General features: G+C 63.9%; 20 protein-coding genes and 1 pseudogene. 13 read left to right on the plus strand and 8 right to left on the minus strand.

The genetic code is table 11. The features are described from left to right. Positions 1 to 11: 11 nt before the first annotated feature. Positions 12 to 263, minus strand: coding sequence for a hypothetical protein (locus CGZ66_RS11630; RefSeq protein WP_095084413.1), 252 nt, complete (start codon positions 261 to 263; stop codon positions 12 to 14). A gap of 164 nt (positions 264 to 427) precedes the next feature. Here CGZ66_RS11630 and CGZ66_RS11635 point away from each other — a divergent pair, with 164 nt between their 5' ends. The 6 genes from CGZ66_RS11635 (at position 428) to ppa (ending at position 4,889) form a co-directional block, all read left to right on the plus strand. Next, positions 428 to 1,066: a LemA family protein gene (locus CGZ66_RS11635; RefSeq protein ID WP_095084414.1), complete on the plus strand. Its 639-nt coding sequence runs from the start codon at positions 428 to 430 to the stop codon at positions 1,064 to 1,066. Between the two features lie 200 nt (positions 1,067 to 1,266). Further along, complete coding sequence (locus tag CGZ66_RS11640; protein ID WP_206073698.1) at positions 1,267 to 2,082, plus strand: TPM domain-containing protein; 816 nt, start codon at positions 1,267 to 1,269, stop codon at positions 2,080 to 2,082. Between the two features lie 4 nt (positions 2,083 to 2,086). Further along, positions 2,087 to 2,968 (plus strand): TPM domain-containing protein, encoded by an 882-nt coding sequence (locus CGZ66_RS11645; RefSeq protein ID WP_095084139.1) that lies wholly within the window; start codon positions 2,087 to 2,089, stop codon positions 2,966 to 2,968. A 9-nt stretch (positions 2,969 to 2,977) separates the two neighbouring features. Then, positions 2,978 to 3,616, plus strand: a complete 639-nt coding sequence (locus CGZ66_RS11650) for a TPM domain-containing protein (RefSeq protein ID WP_095084140.1) — start codon at positions 2,978 to 2,980, stop codon at positions 3,614 to 3,616. A 118-nt stretch (positions 3,617 to 3,734) separates the two neighbouring features. Continuing rightward, complete coding sequence (locus CGZ66_RS11655) at positions 3,735 to 4,241, plus strand: GNAT family N-acetyltransferase (RefSeq protein ID WP_095084141.1); 507 nt, start codon at positions 3,735 to 3,737, stop codon at positions 4,239 to 4,241. A 114-nt stretch (positions 4,242 to 4,355) separates the two neighbouring features. After that, a complete protein-coding gene (gene ppa / locus CGZ66_RS11660) occupies positions 4,356 to 4,889 on the plus strand; it encodes an inorganic diphosphatase (RefSeq protein WP_095084142.1) in 534 nt (177 codons plus the stop codon). Positions 4,890 to 5,107: 218 nt separating this feature from the next. Here ppa and CGZ66_RS11665 read toward each other — a convergent pair. Next, positions 5,108 to 5,700 (minus strand): annotated as a pseudogene (locus CGZ66_RS11665) (hypothetical protein). A gap of 45 nt (positions 5,701 to 5,745) precedes the next feature. Next, the gene (locus tag CGZ66_RS11670; RefSeq protein WP_095084415.1) at positions 5,746 to 6,363 is read right to left on the minus strand and encodes a TetR/AcrR family transcriptional regulator; all 618 of its coding nucleotides are present in this window, start codon (positions 6,361 to 6,363) and stop codon (positions 5,746 to 5,748) included. A gap of 73 nt (positions 6,364 to 6,436) precedes the next feature. Here CGZ66_RS11670 and CGZ66_RS11675 point away from each other — a divergent pair, with 73 nt between their 5' ends. Next, positions 6,437 to 7,720 (plus strand): MFS transporter, encoded by a 1,284-nt coding sequence (locus tag CGZ66_RS11675; RefSeq protein ID WP_095084143.1) that lies wholly within the window; start codon positions 6,437 to 6,439, stop codon positions 7,718 to 7,720. A 154-nt stretch (positions 7,721 to 7,874) separates the two neighbouring features. Further along, on the plus strand, positions 7,875 to 9,449 hold the full coding sequence (locus tag CGZ66_RS11680; protein ID WP_095084144.1) for an alkaline phosphatase D family protein: 1,575 nt from the start codon (positions 7,875 to 7,877) through the stop codon (positions 9,447 to 9,449). A gap of 45 nt (positions 9,450 to 9,494) precedes the next feature. Here the strand turns inward: CGZ66_RS11680 and CGZ66_RS11685 are convergent, their stop codons facing one another. Continuing rightward, a complete protein-coding gene (locus CGZ66_RS11685) occupies positions 9,495 to 9,776 on the minus strand; it encodes a hypothetical protein (RefSeq protein WP_245331066.1) in 282 nt (93 codons plus the stop codon). 196 nt (positions 9,777 to 9,972) lie between these two features. Here CGZ66_RS11685 and typA point away from each other — a divergent pair, with 196 nt between their 5' ends. Then, the gene (typA, locus tag CGZ66_RS11690; RefSeq protein WP_095084146.1) at positions 9,973 to 11,802 is read left to right on the plus strand and encodes a translational GTPase TypA; all 1,830 of its coding nucleotides are present in this window, start codon (positions 9,973 to 9,975) and stop codon (positions 11,800 to 11,802) included. 65 nt (positions 11,803 to 11,867) lie between these two features. Here typA and CGZ66_RS11695 read toward each other — a convergent pair whose 3' ends face one another. Next, entirely contained in the window at positions 11,868 to 12,494 is a 627-nt protein-coding gene (locus CGZ66_RS11695; protein ID WP_095084147.1) for a DUF1062 domain-containing protein, read from the minus strand. A 481-nt stretch (positions 12,495 to 12,975) separates the two neighbouring features. Here CGZ66_RS11695 and CGZ66_RS11700 point away from each other — a divergent pair, with 481 nt between their 5' ends. Beyond that, positions 12,976 to 13,590, plus strand: a complete 615-nt coding sequence (locus tag CGZ66_RS11700; RefSeq protein WP_095084416.1) for a LysE family translocator — start codon at positions 12,976 to 12,978, stop codon at positions 13,588 to 13,590. Positions 13,591 to 13,687: 97 nt separating this feature from the next. On the opposite strand, the gene CGZ66_RS11705 is transcribed toward CGZ66_RS11700, so the two are convergent. Continuing rightward, positions 13,688 to 14,011 (minus strand): YciI family protein, encoded by a 324-nt coding sequence (locus CGZ66_RS11705; protein ID WP_095084148.1) that lies wholly within the window; start codon positions 14,009 to 14,011, stop codon positions 13,688 to 13,690. Positions 14,012 to 14,141: 130 nt separating this feature from the next. Next, positions 14,142 to 14,705 (minus strand): peroxidase-related enzyme, encoded by a 564-nt coding sequence (locus tag CGZ66_RS11710; protein WP_095084149.1) that lies wholly within the window; start codon positions 14,703 to 14,705, stop codon positions 14,142 to 14,144. A gap of 136 nt (positions 14,706 to 14,841) precedes the next feature. Here CGZ66_RS11710 and CGZ66_RS11715 point away from each other — a divergent pair, with 136 nt between their 5' ends. Next, positions 14,842 to 19,632, plus strand: coding sequence for an NAD-glutamate dehydrogenase (locus tag CGZ66_RS11715; protein ID WP_095084150.1), 4,791 nt, complete (start codon positions 14,842 to 14,844; stop codon positions 19,630 to 19,632). Positions 19,633 to 19,913: 281 nt separating this feature from the next. Beyond that, positions 19,914 to 21,290, plus strand: coding sequence for an MFS transporter (locus CGZ66_RS11720; protein WP_095084151.1), 1,377 nt, complete (start codon positions 19,914 to 19,916; stop codon positions 21,288 to 21,290). Between the two features lie 247 nt (positions 21,291 to 21,537). On the opposite strand, the gene purH is transcribed toward CGZ66_RS11720, so the two are convergent. Then, entirely contained in the window at positions 21,538 to 23,154 is a 1,617-nt protein-coding gene (purH, locus tag CGZ66_RS11725; protein ID WP_095084417.1) for a bifunctional phosphoribosylaminoimidazolecarboxamide formyltransferase/IMP cyclohydrolase, read from the minus strand. 150 nt (positions 23,155 to 23,304) lie between these two features. Here purH and CGZ66_RS11730 point away from each other — a divergent pair, with 150 nt between their 5' ends. Beyond that, the gene (locus CGZ66_RS11730) at positions 23,305 to 23,613 is read left to right on the plus strand and encodes a putative quinol monooxygenase (RefSeq protein ID WP_095084152.1); all 309 of its coding nucleotides are present in this window, start codon (positions 23,305 to 23,307) and stop codon (positions 23,611 to 23,613) included. Positions 23,614 to 23,638: the final 25 nt, after the last annotated feature.

Consider the following 23,638-nt stretch of genomic DNA (forward strand, 5'->3'; position numbering starts at 1 on the left):
TTCTTTGATTCCTAACTGCCCCGGATGACGTAAAGCACGAGCCAGACCATCAGGCCCAGCGTCAGCAGCAGGCCGAGTGTGCGGCCAATGCGCGTGCCCCAGACTTCGATCGGGTCGGCACGGTCGGCATCGGCCGCGGTGACGTGGTCGCGCATGCCTTTCGTGCTGCGCGCCACAAACGAATTGCCGGCCGGATCCGTCTCGCGCGCGATGCGCTCGAGGATACGGCGCGATTCCCTCTCGCTGTCCTGGCGTTCCGCCATGATGATGTCCCGTTTCGTCGAGACCTTATCGCGTTCGCGCGGCCAAACACAGGGCCTTGCAACGGCACCGGGCGTGCCAGGCAAGCGGGCCGACGGTCGGGCGGTTTTCTTGCCCGCCGATTGTGGTAATGCTTCGCATGCAACTTCTACCGAGGGACCTCATCATGTTCGCCCAGCGCCTTGCTCCACCATCCATGTTCCGCACGCTGCCTGCCTTCCTGATGATGGCGATCGTGCTGCCGCTGCTGGCCGGCTGCGGTTACAACACCATCCCGACGGCGGAGGAAAACGCCAAGGCGGCATGGAGCGAGGTGCTGAACCAGTATCAGCGCCGCGCCGACCTCATCCCCAACCTGGTCGAGACGGTCAAGGGCTATGCCTCGCACGAAAAGGACACGCTCGATGCGGTGGTCGAGGCCCGCGCCAAGGCAACGCAGATAACGGTGACGCCGGAAACGCTGAAGGATCCCGAAGCCCTCAAGAAGTTCCAGGATGCCCAGGCAGGGCTGACCAGCGCGCTGTCGCGGCTGATCGCGGTATCGGAGGCCTATCCGGACCTCAAGGCGAACCAAAATTTCCTGGCGCTGCAGGCACAGCTCGAAGGCACCGAAAACCGCATTGCGGTGGCACGGCGCGACTACATCCAGGCGGTCAAGGACTACAATCTGACGCTGAAGACCTTCCCCTCGGTGCTGTGGGCGACCTTCTGGTTCCGCAGCAACCAGCCCTTCGCCAACTTCACCATCGACGATGACAAGCTGCAGACGCCGAAGGTCGATTTCGGCACCAAGCAGGGCGGATAACGAGCGCTTGGTGAGTCTGGTCTCTGTCGACCTTGAGCTACGTCCCACCCCCCTCTGGCCTGCCGGCCATCTCCCCCGCAAGGGGGGAGATCGGCAGCTTTGGCGCTTTCGCCAATCGTTTGCGTTGCGGAGAGTACGCTGCCTGTTATGACAGCCAATCTCCCCCCTTGCGGGGGAGATGGCCGGCAGGCCAGAGGGGGGTGGGAAGAAACGCCAACCTGGCATTCCTAGCGCTATTTCTCAGCTTCCTCTTCCTCCCGTTCACCGCCCTCGCCGCCGACCTGCCCGCCCTGACCGGCCGCGTCGTCGACAATGCCGGCATCATCGATGCGGCGACCAAGGCGGCGTTGACGCAGAAGCTTGCCGACTTCGAGACAAAAGGCTCCGACCAGATCGTCGTCGCCACCATCAACAATCTCGACGGCGAGGAGATCGAACCTTACGCCAACCGGCTGTTTCGCTTCTGGAAACTCGGCCAGGCGAAGGAAAACAACGGCGTCCTGCTGCTGGTGGCCAAGGACGACCACAAGATGCGCATCGAGGTCGGGTATGGTCTTGAAGGCACACTGACCGACCTGCACACCAAGCTGATCATCGAGAACGACTTGGTGCCGGCCTTCCGCGCCGGCGATTTCTCCGGCGGCATCAGCAAGGCCGTCAACGACATGATCATGGTGCTGGAAGGCAATCCGGAGGAGCTGGTGGCGCGTGGCGAGCGCAACCAGCAGGCGCCATTCAATTCCGACGACCTGTTCTTCGCCGTCTTCATCAGCATCTGGGCGATCATCTTCTTCGGCAGCATCGCGGTCTCCGTCCTGCCGCCGATCTTTGGCCAGAAGCTTGGTCCCGGCCGCTACCGCTGGCTCGGCATGACCTTCGAGCCACACCGGCGGTCGTCTGGTGGCGGCTGGTCGTCGGGAAGCTCCGGCGGCGGCTGGTCTTCGGGCGGTGGCGGTGGCGGCTTTTCCGGCGGCGGCGGTTCGTCCGGCGGCGGCGGTTCCTCGGGAAGCTGGTGATCGCATGACAACACGCACCGTCAGCCTGTCGAGACCCTGCCGGTTCGCCGCGGCAGTCCTGGTGGCCGTGACGGCGCTGTTCGTCGGGTTCACGGCCTTTGCCGCCGAGTTGCCGGCGCTGACCGGCCGTGTCGTCGACAATGCCGGCATCATCGACACCGCGACCAAGGCGGCACTGACGCAGAAACTCGCCGATTTCGAGACAAAGGGCTCCGACCAGATCGTCGTCGCCACCATCAACAGTCTCGACGGCGAGGAGATCGAACCCTACGCCAACCGGCTGTTCCGCTTCTGGAAGCTCGGTCAGGCCGGCGAGAACAATGGCGTGCTTTTGCTGGTGGCCAAGAACGACCACAAGATGCGCATCGAGGTCGGCTATGGGCTGGAAGGCACGCTGACCGACCTGCACACCAAGCTGATCATCGAAAACGACATGGTGCCGGCCTTCCGCGCCGGCGACTTCTCCGGCGGCATCAGCAAGGCCGTCGACGACATGGTCATGGTGCTGGAAGGCAATCCGGAGGAGCTGGAGGCGCGCGGTCAGCGCAATCCCGCCCATAACAGCATGCCCATCGACCCCATCGTCGCGGTGTTCCTGATCCTGTGGGGCACAATGTTCTTCGGCGGGTTGGCGATGGCGTTCCTGCCGCCGACGTTCGGCACAAAGCTGTCGCCGGGCGTGTACAAATGGCTGGGCATGACGTTTCGTTACGGCCGCGGACCGAGCGGATCCTCGGGCAGCAGCTGGACAACGGGTTCGTCGTCGGGCAGCGGCTGGTCGTCGGGAAGTTCCGGTGGCGGGTGGTCGTCCGGCTTAAGCAGCGGCGGCGGGTTTTCGGGTGGCGGTGGCTCATCCGGTGGTGGCGGTTCTTCAGGAAGCTGGTGAGACAAGATCATGGCGACACGACCGATCAGCCCGGAAGATCATGAGCGCATCGCCACTGCGATCCGCGCCGCCGAAACCAGGACCGATGGCGAGATCTACTGCGTCATGGCGCATGCCAGCGACGGCTATTTCTTCCCGGCCGCCTTCATGGTGACGGCAGGCATGCTGATCGTCAGCCTTGCCGTTGGTTATGGGCTGGAGGCCTGGTGGCTGTCGATCCGGCTGCCGCATTTCGTCATCGCCCAGCTGCTGGCGCTGGCCTGCGTGCTGGCCTTGTTGTGGGCGCTGCCCGGCCTGCGCATCCATCTGGTACCAAGGCGGATGCGTTATCAGGCGGCGCACGCCAATGCGATCAAGCAGTTCCTCGCCCGCAACGTCCACCGCACCGCGGCGCGCACCGGCGTGCTGGTGTTCGTCTCGATCGCCGAACGCTACGCCGAGGTGGTCGCCGATTCGGGCATCGATGCCAAAGTCGGCCAGCATGTCTGGGATGGCGTGGTGCGCGACTTGACCGCGCATGCCGGCGACGACCGGCTTGCCGATGGCTTCGTCAAGGCGATCGAAACGGTGGGCGCGGTGCTGTCCGAGCATTTCCCGGTCACGTCGAGCGACACCAACGAACTCGACGACCATCTCGTCGAGATCTGAGCCTCTCCAAAACGGTCTCGAAGCCACTTCACCGACGCGATGATCGTCTGTGAGAAAGCGGTCGGCGGGCCGCGCGGACTCTTGCAATCGGGCAATGCGGGTTTATGGTTAAGAAATCATGAATACGCTGACGATCGACATAAGGAAGGCCGAACCGAGCGACGCAGGCGCCATCGCCGAGGTGCACCTGCAGGCCTGGCGCGGCGCCTATTCCGGCATCATTCCACACCGCACGCTGACATCGATGATCAACCGCCGTGGCGCCGATTGGTGGGCGAATGCCATCCGCCGCGCCGCCACCGTGCTGGTCGTCGAAATCGGCGGCAACATCGCCGGCTATGCCACGATCGGCAAGAACCGGGCCCGGGAACTCAGGCAGCAAGGCGAAATCTACGAATTGTACCTGCGCCCGGAATATCAGGGCATCGGGCTCGGCAGCCGTTTGTTCGCGGCAGCCAAGGCGCGTCTGGCCGATCACGGGCTGAAGGGGATGGTGGTGTGGGCGCTGGAAGACAACCAGAACGCACTCGCCTTCTACGCCGGCGCCGGCGGCCGTGATGTTGCCGAGGGTGTCGAAATCTTCGAGCAGAAGGCGCTGAAGAAGGTCGCTTTCGTCTGGGAGTGACGGCCCGGCCTTTCGGCCACTGTGTCCACCTGACCCTACCCAGCACCATTCGCCGCATTGCGCCGCCGCGCCTCGCCCGCTATCGATCTTTCATCGATAAGAGGGACAAAGCCCATGCGCATTGAAGCCATAGCCAGCGGAAAGAATCCGCCTGAGGACGTCAACGTCATCATCGAGGTGCCGATCGGTGGCGAGCCGATCAAATACGAGATGGACAAGGAGGCCGGCACGCTGTTCGTCGACCGCTTCCTGCACACCTCGATGCGCTACCCCGGCAATTACGGCTTCGTGCCGCACACGCTGTCGGGCGACGGTGATCCGATCGACGTGCTGGTCTGCAACACCCGTGCGCTGGTGCCGGGTTGCGTCATCAACGTCAGGCCGATCGGCGTGCTGATCATGGAAGACAATGCCGGCCAGGACGAAAAGATCATCGCCGTGCCGTCACCCAAGCTGACGCTGCGCTACGAGAACGTCACCGAATACACCCAGTTGCCCGACATCACGCGCCAGCAGGTGCAGCACTTCTTCGAGCACTACAAGGATCTCGAGCCCGGCAAATGGGTCAAGATCGAAGGCTGGCACGATTCCAAATACGCCAAGAAGATGATCCTCGACGCAATCGCGCGGGCCAAGGCGAGCAAGTAACTCAGCTTCGTCATCCCAGGGCGGAGCGGGAGCGAAGCGACGCGCAGACCCTGGGATCCATGCCGTGATGCCTGTCGCGGACGCGGCGGAACAGAATTCTGCACCGCTGCGGCGTTGTGATTTCGCGGCATGGATCCTCGGGTCTGCGCTGCGTCGCTACGCTCCTTGCTCCGCCCGTGGATGACGAAGTTACGGGCGCTGCGGCCAATCCGACGAGCTTAGTTATCGACCCGACCGAAAGCCGGCACGTTGCCGATGACGGTGTGCCGGTCCTTGCCGCAGGCGAACGTCCGCGCTTTGTCGTCGGCCAGTTTGCGTGCCTGATCGTTGGCGGCGGGATTGCCGGTGGCCAGCACCAGGCCGACCGTGCAGCCATCGCGGGCGTCCATCTGGCCGACCTTGGCGACGAGCAGCACCTCGGTCGGCTTGTTTTCGTCGTCCGGGTTGCTGATCGAGCGGCGGTGGATCGCGGCAAAGGGCACAGCCTTGTCGCCCGTGGTTTCGATGCGCCACTCGATCCTGGCGCCGGACGAATTGAAGCCGGAGAAACTCTCCCAGACCGATGTCATGTCGCTGCCGGGCGGAAAGCCATAAACAGCGATTCGCGCGCGTCGTCATAGGCGATCAGAACGGGGTAGCCGCGATAGCCTGAACAGGCGAGATCGGCCCAGTCGCCGTCGCCTTCTTCGGCCTGCGCGTAGGTTACGCAGTCCTTCTTCCAGTCGAGATCGGTATAGGCGCTTGAGATGTCGCTGGCCTGCGCCGCCTGGCAGAAACCGGCCAAGACGAACGGGATCAGAAGAGCGCGCATGGCCGACAATCTCCGTTGCAAGCCATCGCAACGTAGCGTCAAACGCTATTTCTTCAAGCTCGCTTCAATCAGCAGATCGGCGTTGCGGGCGACCGATTGCGCCGGGCCGCCGAGCCCGAACAACTGGCCGCTGATATAGGCGCCTTCGATCAGCAGCAGCAGGCCGTCGCCCAGCGTATCGGGATCCTGCGCACCCATTGCAACCGCCATGGCGCGCAGGCGACGGCGCAATTCCTGTTTGTTGGCCTCGCTGACCACGCGGGCCGGATGGCTGTGTTCGGGGTACTCGACCGCCGCATTGGTCATGCCGCAGCCGCGATAGTCCGCCACCTGCGTGCGCTTGCCGATGCGGGTCAGGAATGCCTTGATCTGCGCACGCGGGTCGCCGGGATGGGCGGCGACCGCCTCATCGAAACGCTCCCAGTATTCCTGGTCGTACTGCCTGAGATAGGAGGCCGCCAGCTCATCCTTGGAGGGAAAGCTGCGATAGAGGCTGGGCTTGGTGACGCCGGCGCGCTTGACGATCTCGTCGACGCCGATCGCCCTGATGCCGCGCCGGTAGAACAGCTCGTAGGCCACGTCGAGGATCTTCTTGGCGGCCTTCGGTGGCGCCGATGCATGACCGTCGCTGATGGTCAGTTCAATATTTTTGTCCGTTGGCATCATGGAACTCGATTGACAATGTTACCGATCGGTACGTATACCTTCTCCCATCTGAAACGTACCGGTCAGTAACATGATAGCTCAATCCCGTCCGTTTGGCCAGCGCTACGCTTTCGTCGTGGTTGGCGTCATCTTCCTCTGCCTGCTGGTCGCGGCCGGCCTGCGCTCGGCACCCGCCGTCATGATGCTGCCGTTGGAGAACAGTTTCGGCTGGCGCCGCGACATCGTTTCGCTGGCCGCCGGTGTCGGCATCCTGCTCTACGGCCTGACCGGGCCGTTCGCCGCCGCCCTGATGGAGCGGATCGGGCTGCGCCGCACGCTGCTTGCCTCGCTGGTGGTGATGTCAGGCTCGACCGCACTCAGCCTCTTGATGACCAAGCCCTGGCATCTGTTCATCACCTGGGGCGTGTTCTCGGGCATTGGTTCCGGCGCTGTTGCCAGCGTGCTCGGCGCCACCATCGTCAACCGCTGGTTCAAGACCAATCGTGGCCTTGTCATGGGGCTGATGTCGGCCTCCAGTGCCTCAGGCATGCTGGTGTTCCTGCCGCTGATCGCCTCGCTGGCACAGTCGGGAGGCTGGCAGCCGGTTGTCATCGCCGTTTCGATCGCCACCGCTGCTCTGGTGCCGCTGGTCTGGCTGCTGGTGCCGGAGCGGCCGGCTTCGATCGGCATGGTGCGCTATGGTGCCGCGGCCGACGATGTGCCGCCGGTGTCACCGGCATCGCAGGGCAATTTCCTCGCCCACACGTTCTCGACGCTGCGCCGCGCCGCCGGCACGCGCGTGTTCTGGTATCTGTTCGCCACCTTCTTCGTCTGCGGTTTCACCACCAACGGACTGGTCGGCACGCATCTGATCGCCTTCTGCGGCGACATGGGCATCGGCGAGGTGCAGGCCGCCGGCCTGCTGTCGATGATGGGCATTTTCGACCTGATCGGCACGACGCTGTCGGGCTGGCTCACCGACCGTTTCGACCCGCGCAAGCTGCTCGGCGTCTATTATGGGATCCGTGGCCTGTCGCTGATCTACCTGCCCTATTCCGGCTTCTCGGCAACCAGCCTGATCATCTTCGCGGTGCTCTACGGCCTCGACTGGATCGCCACCGTGCCGCCGACGCTGAGGCTCGCCAACGAGGCGTTCGGCGATCGCAGCGGTCCGATCGTGTTCGGCTGGATCGTCGCTGGACATCAGATCGGCGCGGCTGCTGCCGCAGCCTTCGGCGGCACGATGCGCGAGCTTCAGGGCAATTACGAGCTGGCCTTCATGATCGCCGGCATGACGGCAATCGCCGCCGCCTGTATCTCGCTGTTGATCAACACCAGCCGACCGGCCTTCGATCCGGAACCGCAAGCGGCTTAAGGCGACTGGGTGCGGCTCTCCCTTCTCCCCCTGGAGATAAGGGGAGAACGTGCCCAGCCTGTTGGCTGTTATCAAACCTTCATGGTTTGGAGATGCGCCTGAAACATTGAGGTTGGACCTTGGTGGCACCGTTCACGCCATCCAGGAGACAGCCATGTACAAGCTCTCGATGACCCGCCGTGCTTTCGTCACCTCGGCCAGCGCCGCTGGCCTGGTTGGCGTATCAGGACTGGCAATGCCATACTATTCACGCGCCAGCCAGCGCCCGGCCTTCACCCATGGCGTCCAGTCAGGCGATGTCGACGCCACCAGCGGCATGGTGTGGACGCGCACGGATCGGCCGTCGCGCGTCACGTTCGAAGTGTCGTCGACCGAAAGTTTCACTGATGCCGTCCGCCTGGCGCCGCTCGATACCTCGCCGGCCAGCGACTATACAGTCAAGCGTCTGCTCACCGACCTCGCTTCCGACCAGGATATCTTCTATCGCATGACGGCAGCCGATCTCGCCGACATCAATGCGGTTTCCGAGCCGATCACCGGCCGCTTCCGCACCGCGCCCGCTTCCAGGCGCGACATCAAGTTCGCCTGGTCGGGCGACACCGCCGGCCAGGGCTGGGGTATCGACGAGACCGGCATGAAGACTTACGCCACGATCGGCAAGCACACGCCCGACTTCTTCCTGCATTCGGGCGACACCATCTATGCCGACGGCGCGATGAAGGACGAGGTCGACCTGCCCGGGGGCGGCAAGTGGAAGAACGTCGTGCTGATCGACGGCAAGCGCAAGGTCGCCGAGACGCTGGACGAATACCGGGACCAGTGGAAATACAACATGATGGACAAGAACGTGCTGGGCCTCAGCGCAATTTGCCCGACGTTCTACCAGTGGGACGACCACGAAGTGCTGAACAACTGGTCGGATTCGAAGGATCTCAGTGCCGACAACCGGTACACCGAGAAATCCATCCATGTGCTGGCGGCACGCGCGGCGCGTGCGTTCCATGAAATGACGACGATCCGCTACGAACCGTCCGAGCCGGGCCGCGTCTATCGCAAGATTGCCTATGGGCCGCTGCTCGACGTGTTCTTCCTCGATATGCGTTCCTATCGCGGCCCCAACGGTCCGGACATGCAGGATGAGATGACGCCACAATCGCGCATGCTCGGCGAACAGCAGACGAAATGGCTGAAGCGCGAACTGGCAAATTCGAAGGCGACCTGGAAAATCATCGCCGCCGACATGCCGCTCGGCCTCGTCGTCTGGGACGATGGCGCCAAGAAGGTCGGCGCGGAAGCGGTCAGCAACGGCGACAACCGCCCGGCCAAGGGACGCGAGCTCGAGATCGCCGATCTGCTGCGCTTCATCAAGAATGCCGGCATCAGCAACACCGTCTGGCTGACCGCCGACGTGCATTACACCGCTGCGCACTACTACAATCCCGACAAGGCGCAGTTCCAGGATTTCAATCCGTTCTGGGAATTCGTCTCGGGCCCGATCCATGCCGGCACGTTCGGCCCGAACGATTTCGACATGACCTTCGGTCCGGAGCTGAAATTCATCAAGGCGCCAACCGCCGAGCAAGGCCAGAACCTGCCGCCGTCAGCCGGCCTTCAATTCTTCGGGCTGGTCGATATCAATGGCGCCAGCGAGCAGATGACGGTGCGGCTGATGGATCGCGACGACAACGAACTCTACAAGGTCACGCTCGACCCGGTGCGGTCGGCGTAAGCCGACCTTCGTCATCTCTGGGATAACGACCGCTGCCGGCGGTCGTCAGTCGGGATAGCAGACCATCGGGACGTTCGGCCAGACGGCGGTGTCGCAGTTGGCGGCATCCTGCCTTTGCTTGAAGGCGGCGCTGACAGGGCCGGTCACCATCGGGTCGACGCCGTCGGGTGCGTCGGCAAAGACCTGCTCGGCGGATGGCGCAACGGTTGGCAAGGCAGGCCGCGCTTCCTTCTGCGTCGCAGCCGACTGCGCGGCGTTGGCCGCCAGCAGGATGGCAAAGGCAGCGGACGCGATGAGCGGCCAAAATCGGTTGAGTTTATCGGTCATGACGTTCGAACTGTCCGGGCCTCGAAAGGTTCCCGCCTTGGTTAACAAAATCATTTCACACGCAGATGCTTAAGATTTGATGAGTATTTGGTGTCGCGCGTCCTCTTTCGCAACTGCGAAAAACCCTGTATGAGCCGCGCAACCGAAAGAGGCAGCGCCTTTGGCCTGCTGCCTGCAACGCTTCCGAGACCAGAACATGAAAATCCGTAATATCGCGATCATCGCGCACGTCGACCATGGAAAAACCACCCTCGTCGACCAGTTGCTCCGGCAATCCGGCTCCTTCCGCGACAATCAGCGCGTCGCCGAGCGCGCCATGGATTCCAACGACCTCGAAAAGGAACGCGGGATCACCATCCTGGCCAAGGCGACCTCGGTCGACTGGAAGGACACCCGCATCAACATCGTCGACACCCCTGGCCACGCCGACTTTGGCGGAGAGGTCGAGCGCATCCTGTCGATGGTGGATTCGGCCATCGTGCTGGTCGACGCCGCCGAAGGGCCGATGCCGCAGACCAAATTCGTCGTCGGCAAGGCGCTCAAGGTTGGCCTGAAGCCGATCGTCGTCATCAACAAGATCGACCGTCCGGATGCCCGCCATGTTGAGGTGGTCAACGAGGTGTTCGACCTGTTCGCGGCGCTCGACGCCACCGACGAGCAGCTCGATTTCCCGATTCTTTACGGTTCAGGCCGCGATGGCTGGGTTTCGGAAAATCCGGAAGGCCCCAAGGACCAGGGCCTGGCGCCGCTGTTCGATCTCGTCATCAAGCACGTGCCGACGCCGACCGTTCATCCCGGCCCGTTCCGCATGATCGGCACCATCCTGGAGGCCAATCCGTTCCTTGGCCGCATCATCACCGGCCGCATCGAGAGCGGCACGCTGAAGTCCAACCAGCCGGTCAAGGTGCTGCACCATGACGGCACGCTGGTTGAGACCGGCCGTATTTCCAAGATCCTCGCCTTCCGCGGACTCGAGCGCCAGCCGATCGAAGAAGCCCAGGCGGGTGATATCGTCGCCATCGCCGGCCTGTCGAAGGGCACCGTCGCCGATACGTTCTGCGACCCGTCCGTGACCGAACCGCTGCATGCGCAGCCGATCGATCCGCCGACCGTGACCATGTCCTTCCTCGTCAACGACAGCCCGCTGGCCGGCACCGAAGGCGACAAGGTGACCAGCCGCGTCATCCGTGACCGCCTGCTGCGCGAGGCCGAAGGCAATGTCGCGCTGAAGATCGAGGAATCGCCGGACAAGGATTCGTTCTTCGTCTCCGGCCGCGGTGAATTGCAGCTGGCCGTGCTGATCGAGACGATGCGCCGCGAAGGCTTCGAGATCGCCGTGTCGCGGCCGCGCGTCGTCATGCAGAAGGGCGAAAGCGGCGAATTGCTGGAGCCGGTCGAGGAAGTCGTCATCGACGTCGACGAGGAGCATGCCGGCATCGTCGTGCAGAAGATGTCGGAGCGCAAGGCCGAGATGGTCGAGCTGCGCCCGTCAGGCGGCAACCGCCAGCGCATCGTCTTCCACGCGCCGACGCGTGGCCTGATCGGCTATCAGTCGGAACTGCTGACCGACACGCGCGGCACCGCCGTGATGAACCGGCTGTTCCATGCCTACGAGCCCTACAAGGGCGAGTTGCCGGGCCGCACCAATGGCGTGCTGATCTCCAACGAGCAGGGCGAGGCGGTGGCCTATGCCATGTGGAATCTGGAAGACCGCGGCCCGATGGTCATTGATCCCGGCGTCAAGGTCTATCAGGGCATGATCATCGGCATCCATAGCCGCGACAACGATCTCGAAGTGAACGTGCTGAAGGGCAAGAAGCTGACCAACATCCGCGCCGCAGGCAAGGACGAGGCGGTCAAGCTCACCCCGCCGATCCGCATGACGCTGGAACGCGCACTGGCCTGGATCCAGGACGACGAGCTGGTCGAGGTGACGCCGAAGACCATCCGCCTGCGCAAGCTCTATCTCGACCCGAACGAGCGCAAGCGTTTCGAGAAGTCAGCCAAGGCAGTTGGCGCGGCGTAATCTCACTTTCTCTTTCTCACAGCTGAGAGGGGCGGAGTACAACAGTGCTTCGCCCCTCTCTTCATTCACCCGCCAGCGGCCGAGATGATGTTCTCCCGGTCGGCTTCGCCGGCAAGGTCGATCCGGATCGTGGTCCCCGCGCGAGCCGGCCTGCGCAGGGCTTTGGCGCCGTCGGGGTCCACGACCAACAATCGCCTTTCTTCCAACGTCTGAAGCCGCGATCGCGAGAGGCCGAGTTCGTTAGCGAGCAGCCGGTCAAGCCGCAGCGATGTCGGCATTTCGAGCCCGAGCAGGAGTTCCAACATGGTTGCGGCCTCTTGAGGGGAGCCGAGCATTTGTTTGCGGACGACGACGTCGGGAAATTCCTCCACGCGTCCCAGCCGGCTGCGCAGCGCGATGACGTCGAAAGCATGGCGCCGGGCGAGTGACGGATCATTGCTTTCGAGCGCTGCCAGCCGCGCCGGTTCGATGTCGCGGCGGTTGCAGCGCTCCAATATGCCGAAATTCCAGGAATTGTCGCAGTCGATGCAACGGTAGATCAGCCAGACGTCGATGCGCTTGCCGTTGGCGTTGACGCGGAATTTTTCGCTGCAGCGATAGGCCTTCACGGTGCCGCAGCGATTGCAGTTGATGAGTGGTCGAGGTGCAGTCTTGGGCGCGATCGCCCAGCGGATACGCAGGAGTGCAGACATGCCGATAAGCTCTTCCCGTCGGGAAGTTCATCAGGTCGGCAATGTCGAGATGCCCATGCGGGCGCGGCGTGGCGGCAGGCTGTGGCGATCGGAAATCAGGTGTCACGGGCGGAAAGCGCGCGACAGCGGTTCAGCAGTGCCAAACCGGTCTCGAACCGCCGCCCAGAGGAACACATGAATTGAAAACAGGCACCGCGAATGCGGCGCCATGCAGTGTGTCGGGGGAGTTGACGAGACCGGCGGTTACTGAGGCAAAGTGAGGCTCGAAATTGTTTCGCGGCGGCCCTTCTAGCTGCGAGATGCCAGAGGTGCAAGGCACCTGATTATCTCACGTTGGTGCTACCGTTCATCCGCCTGCCGGCACCTTCTCCCCGTAAGGGATGGAGGAGAAGGGAGAAGCTCCAGCGATTATCTTGCCTTTGCCAGCGTTACAGCTGTCGGGTTAGTGTGGCGGATCGAACCTCAAGCAGAGATCCTGACCATGCACCTCACTTCGCTGCTGATCTTCGCCGCCGCCTTGTTCGTTGCCGCCGGTTCGCCGGGCCCGTCGATCGCGGCGCTCGTCGCGCGGGTCATCTCGAAAGGGTATCGTGACGTGTTCCCGTTCCTGCTCGCCATGTGGATTGGCGAGGGCATCTGGCTGTCGTTGGCGGTGTTCGGGCTGGCTGTCGTGGCGCAGAGTTTTCACTTCGCCTTCGTCGTCGTGAAATGGATCGGCGTCGCCTATCTCGCCTATCTCGCCTTCAAGATGTGGACCGCGCCGGTCGACGCCAAAGAGGGCGAGATGCCGCGCGAGGATTCGCCCGCAAAACTGTTCTTCGCCGGCATGGCGGTGACGCTCGGCAATCCCAAGATCATGATGTTCTACCTGGCGCTGCTGCCGACCATCATCGACCTCGCGTCGGTGAGCATCCTCGGCTGGGTCGAATTGACGGCGACCATGGCGGTGGTCCTCATCGTCATCAATCTCGCCTGGGTGCTCGCCGCCTCGCAGGCGCGCAAGCTGTTGAAAAGCAAGCGCGCCATGAAGATCGCCAACCGCGTCAGCGCCACCACGATGGCCGGCGCTGCCGCGGCGATCGCGGCGCGGCGATAGGGCATGAATCCGAACCGAAGGACTGCGTCAGCGAAAAGCGGGAACGTTTTCTGCTTCGCAGACCCTCGGTTAGGAGGATCACGCTTAAAACGCCGCGTCACATCACTTCAATGATCGGCGCGATCTCGACGCTGAAAGCCGGGTCCATCAGGATAGGACAATCCTTGGCCTTGCCGACGGCATCGTCGATGTCTTTTGCTTCAACGATCGTATAGCCGGCGGTTGGATTGCTGCCGCCATTGTTCTCGACCTTGCCGCCGGGCAGCACCATCTTCGACATGCCGACCGGATTGCCGCCGTCGACCACGGCCGAGCCGAGCTTGCCGTACCAGTGCGTCCAGGCGTCCATTGCCGCCTGCCGTTCGGCCTCCTCGGTCGGCATCTTGCCCGAGCCGTGATAGACGTAGAGAAACTTCGCCATGTTCTCCTCCCTTGATCAGCGGCATCGAACCGGCATGCGGTCACGCCGCCTGGCGATCATCGGACCAAAGCGGCGAACATGCAACGAGAATGCGAAAGGGCTAATGTAGGGCGCGGCTGGCTCCAGCAGCTTACCTCGCCATGGCGTGGTATTCGTCGTTCGGCCGCATGTCGATTGCCGCCGCCACGCGGTTCGACATGTTGAAGAACGAAGCGGTCGAGGCGATGTCCCAGATGTCGCGATCGGTGAAGCCGGCCTTGCGCAGTGCGGCTCGATCAGCCTCGACGATCTTAGCCGGCTCTTCCGTCAGCTTGACGGCGAATTCGAGCATTGCGGTCTGCCTCGGCGAAAGCTCGGCGGCGCGGAAGTTCATCACCATCATCTCGCCGAGCGTCGGGTCGCCGGACAACTGTCGCACCGCCGCGCCATGCGCGGTCAGGCAATAATAGCAATGGTTGATCGAGGAGACGGCAACCGCGATCATCTCACGTTCCAGTTTCGACAGGCCGGACTCGCCCAGCATCAGGTCGTTGTACATGTCGGTGAAGGCGCGCAGCTTCTTGTCGTCGAAGGCGTAGGCGCGCAGCACGTTGGGAACGAGGCCGAGCTTCTCCTCGCATTTGGCGAAATAGGTTTTTGTCGCCTCGCTCAACTCTCCCGAAGCAAGGTCAAGCGCGGTGATTTTGTCGGTCATGGGGTGGCTTCTCCTCGTTGGGCGATGTCCTGTCGCCGAATTCCGATAAATCTTGGCAAGCCGTCAAACCTTTGTCGCCAAACAGCGCTCATCTGCTACCATAGTCACAAAAGCATGCGACGGGAGGAGTGGCATCATGGCCAGCGTGAAATCCGCAGCGAAGTCGAAGAAAAAGGCCACCGCAGCAGCAAGGACGGAGGAAAGACCAGCCAGGCTTGCCGACTACCTGCTCGCCCGCGCGCCGGCCGAAGACATCGCCGCCTATGAGGTGGCCGACCTCGAACGCGCCGCCGATCTTGCCGGCCAGGCGGTCGCCGGCCACAAGAAGAGTGAGTGCGTCGTCGCCGTCGATGCCGATTCAGGCGTCGTCCGCGAGGGCCGCCCGGTGACGGTGATCACGGTCGTCAACGACAACATGCCGTTCCTGTTCGATTCCATCCTTGGCGAGATCACCGAAAGCGCCGGCGAACCGACGCTGGTCACCCACCCGGTCATCACCGTTCGCCACGGCAAAGGCGGTGTGGAAGAAATCCTCGGCGACGGCAATTTCGCCAAGGACGACGGCAGCCACGACCGGCTGAGCGTCATCCATGTTCATATCCCGCGGCTGACCGCCGAGCAGGCGGCGGGATTGACCGAGCGGCTGCGCAAGATGCTCGGTCAGGTGCACGCTGCTGTCCACGACTGGCGGCCGATGCTGGCCCGCCTCGACCAGGCGATCTCGGAGTTCCGCTATTCGGCGGTGCCGCTCGACAAGAAGAGCGTTGCCGAGGCGATCGCCTTCCTGGAGTGGCTGCGCGACGACAATTTCACCTTCCTCGGCATGCGCGAGTTCAAATACACCGGCGGCGAGGAAAGCGGCACGCTGGAGCGCGCCGACAAGCCCGGTCTCGGTATCCTGTCCGATCCGGATGTGCTGGTGCTGAGGCGCGGCACGGAAGCTGTGACGACAACGCCGGAAATCCGCGCCTTCCTGCATGGGCCGGAGCCGCTGATCGTCACCAAGGCCAATGCCAAGTCTTCGGTGCACCGCCGCATCTATCTCGATTACATCGGCGTCAAGACCTACACGTCCAAGGGCACGCTGGCGGGCGAATTGCGCATCGTCGGCCTGTTCACCTCGACCGCCTACACGCGCTCCGTGATGAAGATCCCGTATCTGCGGTCGAAGGCCGAAACGATCATCGCCAAGTCCGGTTTCGATCGGCACGATCACTCCGGCAAGGCGCTGATCAATGTGCTGGAGAGCTATCCGCGCGACGAGTTGTTCCAGGTGCCGGTGCCGATCCTGAGGAAGCACGCCGCAGCCATTCTCGGCTTGGTCGAGCGGCCGCGGGTCCGGGCGCTGGTGCGTGTCGACCAGTTCGATCGCTTCGTCTCGATCCTCGTCTTCGTGCCGCGCGACCGCTACGACAGCGTCGTGCGCGAGAAGATCGGCAGCTATCTCAAGACCGTCTTCGAAGGCCGGCTGTCGGCCCATTACCCGGCCTTCCCCGAAGGCGGGCTGGCGCGCGTCCATTTCATCATCGGCCGCTCAGGCGGCAAGACGCCGAAGGTCGAGCAAGCGGCGATCGAGGCGGCGATCCGTGACATCGTGCGCACCTGGGAGGATGCCCTTTCCGATGCGGCGGACGCCAATGGTGGCGACCAGGCTTTGAAGAGCATCGCCGCACGGCTGCCGGAAAGCTACCGCGATACGTTCAGCGCGGCGGTGGCGCTGGCCGATGCGGGGCGCATCGCCAAGATCAGCGCCAGCAATCCGATCGCCATCGACTATTATCGTCACGCCGAGCAGAAGCCGCATCAGGCGTCGCTGAAAATCTATCACCACGGCAGCCCGGTGGCGCTGTCACGGCGCGTGCCGGTGCTGGAAAACATCGGCTTCCGGGTCATCAGCGAGCGCACCTTCGAGGTCGGCGACGACCAGTCCGGTATGGTCTTCATCCACGACATGGAGCTCGAGAACAGCTACGGCAAGCCGATCGACCTTACCGATGGCGGCGCGCTGTTCGAGGACGCATTCCTGTCCGCCTGGCGGGGCGACGTCGACAATGACGGCTATAACGGCCTTGCCCAGACCGCGGGCCTGTGGTCGGGCGAGATCACCATCCTGCGCGCCTATGGCCGCTATCTGCAGCAGGTCGGCATTCCGCAAAGCCAGGACTTCATCGCCGCCGCGCTCAACCGCTATCCCGATATCGCGCGCGGCCTGCATGCGCTGTTCATCGCCCGGCTTGGCCCGACGGCCGAGGCCGAGGGCGTGGTGGCGGCAAAGCACCTCAAGGCCAAGATCAAGGATGCGCTGGAAGATGTGCCGAACATCGACGACGACACCATCATCCGCCGCTATCTCAACCTGATCGAAGCCTCGCTGCGCACCAATCATTTCGTTGCCGATACGAAAGAGAAAGGCCAGTCGCTGGCGATCAAACTCGATTCGCATGCGGTCGACGGCTTGCCGGCGCCGCGGCCGTGGCGGGAGATCTTCGTCTACGGTTCCGAGGTCGAGGGGCTGCATCTGCGCTTCGGCCCGGTGGCGCGTGGCGGTCTGCGCTGGTCGGACCGAGCCCAGGACTACCGCACCGAGGTGCTCGGCCTGGTCAAGGCGCAGCAGGTCAAGAACGCCGTCATCGTGCCGGTTGGCGCCAAGGGCGGCTTTTTCCCCAAGCGCCTGCCGGCGGGCGGCAGCCGCGATGCGATCTTCGAGGCCGGCACCTCGGCCTACAAGAACTTTGTCTCCAGCCTGCTGTCGATCACCGACAATATCGGCCTCGACGGCGTCATCCCGCCGGCCGGCGTCGTGCGCCGCGACCCGGACGATCCATATTTCGTCGTTGCCGCCGACAAGGGCACCGCGACCTTCTCCGACACCGCCAACGCCATCAGCGAGAAGCACGGCTTCTGGCTCGACGACGCGTTCGCCAGCGGCGGATCGGCCGGTTACGACCACAAGAAGATGGGCATCACCGCCAAGGGCGCCTGGGAAGCGGTCAAGCGGCATTTCCGCGAGATGAACCGCGACATCCAGACCTCGCCCTTCACCGTCGTCGGTGTCGGCGACATGTCGGGTGACGTGTTCGGCAACGGCATGCTTTTGTCGCCGAAGACCAGGCTGATCGCCGCCTTCGACCATCGCGACATCTTCATCGATCCCGATCCCGACATGGCGGCTTCGATGGCCGAGCGCGAGCGCATGTTCGCCCTGCCGCGTTCGAGCTGGCAGGACTACGACAAGACCAAACTGTCGGAAGGCGGCATCATCGTGTCGCGCAACCAGAAGTCGATCACCTTGCCGGCGGCGGCGGCGGCGGCGATCGGTCTGGCCAAGACGACCGCCACGCCGGTCGAGATCATGGGCGCCATCCTCAAGGCGCCGGTCGATCTGCTCTGGTTCGGCGGCATCGGCACGTATTTGAGGGCATCCGGCGAAACCAACGCCGAGGTCGGCGACCGCGCCAATGATGCCGTCCGCATCACCGCGCTCGACGTGCGCGCCAAGGTGATCGGCGAGGGCGCCAATCTCGGCGTGACGCAGCGGGCCCGCATCGAGTTCGGCATGAATGGCGGCCGCTGCAACTCGGACGCCATCGACAATTCGGGCGGCGTCAACTGCTCCGACGTCGAGGTCAACATCAAGATTGCGCTGGCTTCGGCCATGCGCAAGGGATCGTTGACGCGCCCTGCGCGCAACAAGCTGCTGGCCGAAATGACCGGGGAGGTTAGCGGACTGGTACTGTCCAACAATTACGAGCAGACACTGGCGCTTTCGATCGCCCGCAAGCGCGGCCTCGCCGACATCGCGCACCAAAGCCGCTTCATGACTGCGCTGGAGGGACGCGGCCTGCTCGACCGCGCCGTCGAGACGCTGCCGTCGCCGGCAGCCCTTGCCGAGCGCGAAGCACGGGGCGAGCCGCTGACCAGGGCCGAGCTCGGCGTGTTGCTGGCCTATGCCAAGATCGTGCTGTTTTCCGATATCGTCGCCAGCGACGTGCCGGACGACGTGCATTTCGATCGCGACCTGATGGGCTATTTCCCGGACCGGATGGCGAAGAAATACGCAGCCGAGATCAACGACCACAGGTTGCGCCGCGAGATCATCGCCCGCGTCGTCGCCAACGACCTGGTCAATCGCGGCGGCCCGTCCTTCGTCAACCGGTTGCAGGAAGCGACCGGACGTACCGCGGCCGACGTGGTGCGCACTTTTGCTGTGGTGCGCGACGGTTTTGCCTTGCCGGCGCTCTATCGCGAGATCGACGCGCTCGACAATCTCATCGACGGCCAGGTGCAGCTTGATCTCTACCAGGCGGTCAGCCGGCTGATCTACGTGACCAGCGGCTGGTATCTCAAGAACGATGCCGGCACCGCACCACTTGGTCAGCGCATCGGCGAACTCATGGAAGCGCGCAAGGCACTGGAACCCAAGCTCGTTTCGCTGCTGCCGGCCTTCTCGCGCGAGCGTATCGAGGAGAAGCGGCACGGGCTGTTCAAGAGTGGCGCGCCGGAAAAGCTGGCCGGGCAATTGGCGCTGAACGAGGTGGCGGAGCTCATCCCCGACATCGCGCTGACAGCGCGCACGGCCGGCGCCGACATCGTTGCCGCGGCCAAGGCGTTCTTCGCGGTCAGCGATGCCTTCCGTATCCCGCGTGTCGAGGACGCGGCGCGTTCGATCACGCCCTCCGACTACTACGATCAACTGGCGCTGTCGCGCGCCACCGACACGATCGGGGCAGCGCGGCGCGGCATTGCGGTGGCAGCACTCACCGGTCATGCCAAGGCCGCGGATCCGGTGGTGGCCTGGCTGGAAGCCGGCGGCGAGCGGGTGGCGCGCATCCGCGAGCGGCTTCAGGCGCTCACCGAAGGCGGCGACATCACCGTGTCGCGGCTGTCGGTCGCGTCGGGGCTGATGAGCGATCTGACGGGGATGTGACCCCATTCGCTTCACAAGGCTGGTGCTGCCCCTCATCCGGCTGCCGCCACCTTCTCCCCGTATTGTGACGGGGAGAAGGGAGCCTGTCGCGATCGTCGGCGCCTTACTACAACGCTGACCGTTGGCGAAACGTCGATGACCGCGTCTTTCTCCCGTCACTATACGGGGAGAAATGCCCGGCAGGGCAATGAGGGGCGGCGCCATGCTTGTTCGTTTGCACCATCACGAAAAAACATGCAGACATGGCGCGCGACGCGTGGAGCAGACGCTGAGGAGGGGACATGACCGAGGTAACCGTGCAGCGTGCGTCCGGGCGCGGCATCTGGGGATGGATGTTCTTCGACTGGGCGGCGCAGCCGTTCTTCACTGTCGTCACCACCTTCATCTTCGGCCCCTATTTCGTTTCGCGCATGGCGAGCGATCCCAATACCGGCCAGGCGGTCTGGGGCTATGGCATTGCCGCGGCCGGGCTGGTCATCGCCGTGCTGTCGCCAATCCTCGGCTCGATCGCCGACCAGACCGGACCGCGCAAGCCCTGGATCGCGTTCTTCGCCGCGATCAAGATCACCAGCCTTTGCCTATTGTGGTTCGCGGCTCCTGGCTCCAACCTGTTCCTCATCGTGGGGCTGTTCTCGTTGGCCTCGGTGGCGGCGGAATTCTCGACCGTGTTCAACGATTCGATGATGCCGCGCCTGGTGCCGAAAAGCGAAATCGGCCGCATCTCCAACATCGCCTGGGGCCTCGGCTATCTCGGCGGCATGATCGCGCTGATCTTCGTCGTCACCTGCATGGCCGGCTCGCCCGAGACCGGCAAGACAATCATCGGCCTCGACCCGCTGTTCGGCCTCGACCCGAAACTCGGCGAGGACGCGCGCGCCACCGGGCCGCTGTCGGCCGGCTGGTACTTCCTGTTCATCCTGCCGATGTTCTTCTTCACGCCGGATGCCATCAAGGGCATCCCGATCGGGCCGGCGGTGCGCGAAGGCCTTTCAGAGCTGAAATCGACGCTGGCCGAGGTGCGCCAGCGTGGCGGTATCTTCCGCTTCCTCGTCGCCCGCATGATCTACCAGGACGGCGTCAACGCGCTGCTGGCGCTGGGCGGCACCTTCGCGGCGGCGATGTTCCACTGGTCGATCACCGAGATCGGCATGTTCGGCATCATCCTCAATGTCGTCGCCATCCTGGGCTGCTGGGTTGCGGCGCGCCTCGACACCGCGCTCGGCTCCAAGGTGGTCGTGATGATTGCGCTGGTCATGCTGTCCATCGCCACCGTCGGCGTCGTCTCGACCGGTCCGGGCTTCACGCTGCTCGGCCTGATACAGCTGTCGACGGCCGATTCGGGCGGCCTGTTCGGCACCGCGGCCGAAAAGGCCTACATCCTGTACGGCCTGTTGATCGGCCTGGCCTTCGGGCCGGTGCAGGCATCGTCGCGCTCCTACATGGCGCGCAGCGTCACGGCGGCGGAATCCGGCCGCTATTTCGGCATCTATGCGCTGGCCGGGCGGGCGACCAGCTTCCTGGCGCCGTTCCTGGTGGCAACCATCACCGCCGTCAGCGGCTCGGCGCGGCTCGGCATGGCGGTGATCATCCTGTTCCTGGGCATCGGCATGGCGATCCTGATCAGGACGCCGTATCCGGCGGACCAGCCGGTAGAATGATTTACCCTCCCCCTTGTGGGGGTGAGCAGCCCGGTTCGCGCAGCGAATTCAGCGTGCCGGTGGCACGATGAAAGGCCGGCGAACGCCGGGACGCTGCGCAGCAGCGGGGACCCGGCCGGGCTGTTGATCATTCATTCCCAGCCCTTCGCAGGCTCAGGGCGTTCGAAGCTCGAAAAGCCAAGCAATTGGCTTTTCGTTCGCTGCGCGAACCGCTTCTTACCCCCACAAGGGGGAGGGTAAAGGCCCCTCAGTGCCGGAAGTGCCGCACGCCCGTAAACACCATGGCGATCCCGTGCGCGTCGGCGGCGGCGATGACGTCGTCGTCGCGCATCGAGCCGCCGGGCTGGATGACGGCGGTGGCGCCGGCTTCGATCGCCGACAGCAATCCGTCGGCGAAGGGGAAGAACGCGTCGGAGGCGACAACCGAGCCCTTGGTCAGCGGTTCGGCAAGGCCCGCCGCCTCGGCCGCGTCGAGCGCCTTGCGCGCGGCAATGCGCGAGGAATCGACCCGGCTCATCTGGCCGGCGCCGATGCCGACGGTGGCGCCGTCCCTGGCGTAGACGATGGCGTTGGACTTGACGTGCTTGGCGATGCGGAAGGCGAATTTCAGGTCGGCCATTTCGGCCGCCGTCGGCGCGCGCTTGGTCACCACTTTCAGCTCGAGGTCGTCGACCACGGCATTGTCCCTGCCCTGGACGAGGATGCCACCGGCGACGGATTTGACTGTCGTGCCGGGCGTGCGCGGGTCCGGCAGGCCGCCGGTGACCAGCAGGCGCAGGTTCTTTTTCGCCGCGACGATTGCGGCTGCCTCGTGGGTCGCGTCGGGCGCGATGATCACCTCGGTGAAGGTTTTCACGATCTCCTCGGCGGCTTCGGCGTCGAGGGTGCGATTCATGGCGACGATACCGCCGAAGGCCGAGACCGGATCGCAGGCTAGCGCCTTGGCATAGGCTGCCTTCAGCGACGCGCCCTCGGCGACCCCGCACGGGTTGGCGTGCTTGATGATGGCGACGGCGGCGGAGCGGTTCGGATCGAATTCGCCGGCCAGTTCGAACGCGGCATCGGTGTCGTTGATGTTGTTGTAGGAGAGCTGCTTGCCTTGCAACTGGCGCGCCGTGGCGACGCCCGGCCGCTTGTCGCCATTGAGGTAGAAGCCGGCGCTCTGGTGCGGATTCTCGCCGTAGCGCATCACCTCGACCAGCCTGCCGCCGAAGGCGCGCCACATCGGATGCTCGATCTCGAGCGCCTCGGCGAACCAGCCGGAGATCGCCGCGTCATAGGTGGCGGTGCGGGCAAAGGCCTTGGCCGCCAGCTTCTTGCGGAAATCCAGCGACAGCGAGCCGATGTTCATCTCCAGTGCGTTCAGCACCGAGGCGTAGTCGCCAGGGTCGGTGACGATGGCGACATAGGCATGGTTCTTGGCCGAGGCGCGGATCATCGCTGGGCCGCCAATGTCGATGTTCTCGACAATCGCGGCATAGTCAGCGCCGGAGCGGCGGACTTCCTCGAAGGGATAGAGATTGGAGACGACGAGATCGATCGGCTCGATGCCGTATTTGCGCATCGCAGCCGAGTGCTCGGGGTCGTCGCGCACACCAAGCAGCGCGCCATGCACGCCGGGATGCAAGGTCTTGACGCGGCCATCCATGATCTCGGGAAAGCCGGTGAGCTCGGAGACGTCACGCACCGCCAGGCCAGCCTCGGCGATCGCCTTTGCCGTGCCGCCGGTCGAGACCAGTTCGACGCCGGCAGCCGCCAGCGCCCTGGCGAAATCGATCAGCCCGGTCTTGTCGAAGACGGAGAGCAGGGCGCGACGCACCGGAACGAGGTCGGGTGCTGGAATGTTCTTGGCGGCGACGGCCATGGGCTGGCGGCCTTTCACGGCTGGTGTGGTGGGTGCCCGCGCCGTAGCACATGAGGCCCGGAAATCAAGCGTCGCGCGTCATTCGACGGTTTCATATGCAATTTGCCGGGCGCGGATATAGGCTCTTTTTCTCGTCAATGGAGGAAACTGATGGCATTTGTCCGTATTGGCCAGTTCACAGCGTTGCCGGAAACGACGGAGCAGTTGCGGGCGATCTATGAAACCGAGGCGATCCCCGCTATCCGCGCCGCAAACGGCAATATCAGCGCAGTGCTGCTGCAGCAGCATCAAGCGCGCGACACATTCATGGCAATCACCATATGGAGCACCGTCGAGGACGCAGAGCGCTATGACCGCAGCGGCCAAGCGGCGGCGATGGTCGACAAGATCCGCTTCGCCTTCGCCGGCCCGCCATCGCTCAGCACCTATGACGCCTTCGGTATCTCGCAACAGGCTTGAGCGAGCCGACTGTTTTCGCGCGCCA

This window comes from Mesorhizobium sophorae, from assembly GCF_002270415.1.
Taxonomy (GTDB): Bacteria; Pseudomonadota; Alphaproteobacteria; order Rhizobiales; family Rhizobiaceae; genus Mesorhizobium; species Mesorhizobium sophorae.

What these genes read in the sequence shown, in the direction of transcription:
- CGZ66_RS11630 (WP_095084413.1), bottom strand. Translation starts at nt 263, where the DNA reads ATGGCGGAACGCCAGGACAGCGAGAGGGAATCGCGCCGTATCCTCGAG.
- CGZ66_RS11635 (WP_095084414.1), top strand. Translation starts at nt 428, where the DNA reads ATGTTCGCCCAGCGCCTTGCTCCACCATCCATGTTCCGCACGCTGCCT.
- CGZ66_RS11645 (WP_095084139.1), top strand. Translation starts at nt 2,087, where the DNA reads ATGACAACACGCACCGTCAGCCTGTCGAGACCCTGCCGGTTCGCCGCG.
- CGZ66_RS11650 (WP_095084140.1), top strand. Translation starts at nt 2,978, where the DNA reads ATGGCGACACGACCGATCAGCCCGGAAGATCATGAGCGCATCGCCACT.
- CGZ66_RS11655 (WP_095084141.1), top strand. Translation starts at nt 3,735, where the DNA reads ATGAATACGCTGACGATCGACATAAGGAAGGCCGAACCGAGCGACGCA.
- ppa (WP_095084142.1), top strand. Translation starts at nt 4,356, where the DNA reads ATGCGCATTGAAGCCATAGCCAGCGGAAAGAATCCGCCTGAGGACGTC.
- CGZ66_RS11670 (WP_095084415.1), bottom strand. Translation starts at nt 6,363, where the DNA reads ATGCCAACGGACAAAAATATTGAACTGACCATCAGCGACGGTCATGCA.
- CGZ66_RS11675 (WP_095084143.1), top strand. Translation starts at nt 6,437, where the DNA reads ATGATAGCTCAATCCCGTCCGTTTGGCCAGCGCTACGCTTTCGTCGTG.
- CGZ66_RS11680 (WP_095084144.1), top strand. Translation starts at nt 7,875, where the DNA reads ATGTACAAGCTCTCGATGACCCGCCGTGCTTTCGTCACCTCGGCCAGC.
- CGZ66_RS11685 (WP_245331066.1), bottom strand. Translation starts at nt 9,776, where the DNA reads ATGACCGATAAACTCAACCGATTTTGGCCGCTCATCGCGTCCGCTGCC.
- typA (WP_095084146.1), top strand. Translation starts at nt 9,973, where the DNA reads ATGAAAATCCGTAATATCGCGATCATCGCGCACGTCGACCATGGAAAA.
- CGZ66_RS11695 (WP_095084147.1), bottom strand. Translation starts at nt 12,494, where the DNA reads ATGTCTGCACTCCTGCGTATCCGCTGGGCGATCGCGCCCAAGACTGCA.
- CGZ66_RS11700 (WP_095084416.1), top strand. Translation starts at nt 12,976, where the DNA reads ATGCACCTCACTTCGCTGCTGATCTTCGCCGCCGCCTTGTTCGTTGCC.
- CGZ66_RS11705 (WP_095084148.1), bottom strand. Translation starts at nt 14,011, where the DNA reads ATGGCGAAGTTTCTCTACGTCTATCACGGCTCGGGCAAGATGCCGACC.
- CGZ66_RS11710 (WP_095084149.1), bottom strand. Translation starts at nt 14,705, where the DNA reads ATGACCGACAAAATCACCGCGCTTGACCTTGCTTCGGGAGAGTTGAGC.
- CGZ66_RS11715 (WP_095084150.1), top strand. Translation starts at nt 14,842, where the DNA reads ATGGCCAGCGTGAAATCCGCAGCGAAGTCGAAGAAAAAGGCCACCGCA.
- CGZ66_RS11720 (WP_095084151.1), top strand. Translation starts at nt 19,914, where the DNA reads ATGACCGAGGTAACCGTGCAGCGTGCGTCCGGGCGCGGCATCTGGGGA.
- purH (WP_095084417.1), bottom strand. Translation starts at nt 23,154, where the DNA reads ATGGCCGTCGCCGCCAAGAACATTCCAGCACCCGACCTCGTTCCGGTG.
- CGZ66_RS11730 (WP_095084152.1), top strand. Translation starts at nt 23,305, where the DNA reads ATGGCATTTGTCCGTATTGGCCAGTTCACAGCGTTGCCGGAAACGACG.